The organism is Okeania sp. SIO2F4 (assembly GCF_010672385.1).
Lineage (GTDB): Bacteria > Cyanobacteriota > Cyanobacteriia > Cyanobacteriales > Microcoleaceae > Trichodesmium.
On sequence record NZ_JAAHGT010000868.1, the window covers coordinates 1 to 4,159 of the forward strand.

The window sequence follows — 4,159 nt, forward strand, 5'->3', positions numbered from 1 at the left end:
CTGAACAGCCATTCCCTATTATCAAATCAAATATGAGCCAAAGGTAACAGTAACCGACTTTCTACTAAACCACCTTCGCCCAACTCTAGCTCAAAATTTCCTCCCATTTGTTGCATGACTCGCCGACAGATAATCAAATGTTTGCCTGGGGGTGTAACTAGGGGAGAAGACTCTAATATATCAGGTATAGAACCAGCGTTAAATTCAGCAATTAATTGGGGATTAATACTTCCTTCATCAAGAATAGAAATTTCTAGCCATTCTTCATCTAAAGTTTGGCATTTAATATCGATTTTTCCTCCAGTTGTAGAACGACGACAAGCACTAATCAAAAGCTCATATACAACCAATTCTAATTTAATACTATCTCCATAAATAGTTAAATTTCCTTCCCGATGAACTTCTAATTGTAATTGTCTTTTTTTGAGTTGAGAATCAATGCGAATCAGCGATCGCCTCAACAAATTAGCCACAGATACAACGTCATAATTTGCCTGTAAACGCCATTTTTCTTCTTTCAATAATGAGGTAGTAGATGATAAGACATTTCCAATTTGCCGTAGTAATTGCTGATAACGTAGATTGGCTAGCATATCTTTTTGTTGAGTAGAATTTTCAGCCGGAATATTATTTAGTTCAGTTAACTGTTTAAAACCAGAACCAACAGTACGATAAAGTTCTTCTAAACGCCTTTGTTTATACCAATTCAACCACTCTAATTCTTCTCGCTGAGATTCCAAAGTAGTCTTGACAATTAAATAGCGACGTGACCAGGCAAACTGAGAAACCAAAGTAGTTAGTAAATTTTTCAAAGTTTTAGCAGGAGAATTTTCTAACTGCAAAACTTCTGTTTTTTGCCATAAAATTCTGTGGGGATCGCCCAATAATAATATACCTGTTGGCTGATGTTCAGCAGCAGTACGCAAAGCAGTTACTACAACCTGACCACTATCAAAAATATTTAGCCACCGCAAAGTTTTAGCTGGCACTTCACTTACATTCAAATGCAACCAATCATTGCTAGAAAGTATTTGTTGAATCCAAACATCGGTGCGAACAGGAATGGAAATTTTGCCAGTGCTAGTAATATTAGAGTCGGCATAACTATAACTCATAATTCTGCCTGTTTGCGATGCAGGATACCAAGCAATCAAAGCAACTAGGGGAACAGTTTGCGGATCTATCTCTCCTATTTCCATAATTGCTTGAGCAATAAATTGGATAAAACTACGTTCGAGATGATCTAGGGATAAATTTTCTAATACACTTTGTTCTCCCACTGGTGCCAAATTTTTAACTTCTTGCAAAAATGAGGAGTTGGAAGAGTTAATCAATACTTTTGTGGGATTTCCGAGTATTGTGGTGGGTTGCAAAGCAGTTAAACCAGACTGCAAATATTGGATATATTGCTGTTGCTGATTAATTCGCTGATTCATGTCTCTTTGATGCAAAATAAAACCTAACTGTTGACTAGCAATTTGCACCAATTCTCGCTCATTGCGATTCCAACTGCGAGGAGCATCATAACCAATAATTACGATTCCTTCGGGTCGAGCGTATTTATTGTGTTGATAGTCTATAGCAGATTCGTCTTCCTCCTGTTTCCTAGTTCCTCTTGTGCTGCACAATAGCATAGAGCGTACTCCTAGTTTCTCAAAATTTTCCTGCCAAGCAACCAATATATGATTCTCTGACCAATTTTCAATTCCTACTACTTCGGTGTGTCGATCTATCAACGTCATATCTTCTTTGCTAAGAGAGGGTAGAGGAGTTGTAATTATTCGACTTTGAATAGAATGATTTTGATAAATAACTTCAAACTGGTCTTTCTTGCGAATAGCTAACATAAAATATTTGGCACCTAAACGTTGAGATAGTTTTTCTGCCGTTGTTCGGATAGTTTTGTGCCAGCCATCATCACAATAAATAGCCCGAGTTATCCCTGCAGTTAAAGTCTGATCTATTTTTGCTTGGGAAATTTTGTCTTTCATTTCTGATAGGGGAGAAGTTAAAGCTACCAGTTGACCTATTCCATGCAAATAGTTTTTTTCATCATCTTGCCAGGGACGGTTGTGTTGTTCTTCTATAGTGATAAACCCTAATAGTTCGTCTTCTAAGATAATAGGTGCTACTAATACAGAAGAAGCTCTGATTTGTTGGAGCAGTAATTGAGTAATCTCGTTGTCTACAGAACTATAATATTCTCCGACGCAAACAATTTGCCCTTTTATTAATATCTGATATAACTCACCTAAATCTTGCAGTGTAATACCAGAAGCAGGACGTTTGAAGTCACTCCATTCTACGATTACTTGGCGATTACTTGCACGACGCCAGAAGTAGCGACCATTTGGATAATACCAGTAAATATTTGTGCGGGATGGCTGTAAAAATTTATGAGTGATTTCTACAACTGCTTCCAGACGTTGGTCTAGGGTTGTTAATTCTCCTAATTGAGAAAGTAATGAGAGTATGGGTTCATCGGGTCGTTTAATTTGCTTGTGTTGCCATTCTTTTTGTATTTTGTCTAATGTGTGCCCCAATTCTCCCCAGATTAAAGATAGTAGTGCTTTTTCTCCTGAGTCTAGAGATATACCCCGATTTTGTGAAGCCATTAAAACAACGCCAAAAGATGTTTCTTTGTAAGATATGGGAAATAAAATCGTTCCTTTAACGTGATAGGTTTGAGCTATTTTCACCCATCCTCCTACTTGCTTTTCAGCGCTTAAGTCAGCTATTTTAAGTGCTTTACCTTCCATTAATACTTGTTCTAATACATCTCCCTCACTAATTGTAAATTTTTGTTTGAGAATAGAAATTTCACCATTAGGAGTAATTCCTCCTTTGCCAACTATTTTATTTCCTAATCTGTCATATAAACCTACCCAAATCAAATAAAATTCCAACTCTGACTGTAGATAAATGATAATTTTTTTGATAACAAAATCTATGTCTTCTTCTTCTCTTATTGTCCTGATTATACTTTCTAGATCAATCAAATTATTTTCTTTTTTTTCTGATTTATTTTTTTTGAACATATATTGCTTCTCCTAACTTAATTTCAATTTTATAAATAATATTTATTTGAGATTATAAAAATTTATTTGATTCTTAATTATTTAGATATTCAACCAAGTAAATGATATATTAATGAAACGAACTAACTATTGTTCTCTCATCAGCAAAATCTCAATAACCTCAAAATTATAAAATTTAGGGTTTTTGAGTTTTAATTTTGAGTTTTTAATTGTCAACTACTATTCAGAATCAAGTGTTAAATATTTATCGTTCTGTCGTACTTCCGATTCTATTTTCTGGATTAAAAGCCGATCCAGAATGGGTACATCATCGACTCCTAAATATTCTCAGTTTTATGGATACTCACTCCGACTCTCAAACGATAAGTAGGCTTCAGACAATGATGGAGAAATTCTTCTGTTTTGAAGATACTCGCCTAGAGCAAACTTTATGGGGATTAAACTTTAAAAATCCCGTAGGTTTGGCCGCAGGATATGATAAAGATGGTGTGGCCATTAATGCTTGGCCTCGATTAGGTTTTGGGTTTGCTGAACTTGGTACAGTCACTTTCCATGAGCAACCAGGAAATCCTCAACCAAGATTGTTTCGTTTACCAATAGATTGGGCTGTCTTGAATCGAATGGGATTTAATAATCAAGGAGCTGCTGCTCTAGCTATAAGATTACAAGGTCAAGCAAAAAACAATCTAGGGGGTCTAAGCAGACAAGAAAATAATTCTTTTATTCCTCCTTCTTTCTTTCCTTATGGTATAAATATTGGTAAATCTAAGATAACATCTTTAGAGGTAGCAGCAACAGATTATTTAGATAGTTTTCGATTGTTAAAAGATTGGGGAGATTATTTTGTTGTTAATGTATCTTCTCCTAATACTCCGGGATTACGTTCCCTACAAAATACCGATAACTTAAGTAAAATATTATCATTTTTGCAAGGAGAAAATGAAGGAAATAAGCCTATTTTAGTTAAGATTGCACCAGATCTAAAAACTGAAGAGATCGCCTCAATACTAGACCTAATTAAAGAATATCAAATATCTGGTATAATTGCTACTAACACAACTATTAATCGTGAGGGATTAAAAACTAAAATTATTCCAGTAACAGGTAAACTTGTTACCGAA

Annotated in this window: 2 protein-coding genes; one reads left to right on the forward strand and one right to left on the reverse strand. The window is 35.2% G+C overall.

Annotated features, from left to right (window positions below; translation table 11 throughout):
* Positions 1–26: 26 nt before the first annotated feature.
* A complete protein-coding gene (locus F6K22_RS34130; RefSeq protein ID WP_293108631.1) occupies positions 27–3,038 on the reverse strand; it encodes a GAF domain-containing sensor histidine kinase in 3,012 nt (1,003 codons plus the stop codon).
* Positions 3,039–3,247: 209 nt separating this feature from the next.
* Here F6K22_RS34130 and F6K22_RS34135 point away from each other — a divergent pair.
* The coding region (locus F6K22_RS34135; protein ID WP_363275035.1) for a quinone-dependent dihydroorotate dehydrogenase at positions 3,248–4,159 on the forward strand (912 nt) is incomplete at its 3' end.

Coding starts and splice junctions, on each gene's coding strand:
- F6K22_RS34130 (WP_293108631.1), bottom strand. CDS start 3,038: ATGTTCAAAAAAAATAAATCAGAAAAAAAAGAAAATAATTTGATTGAT.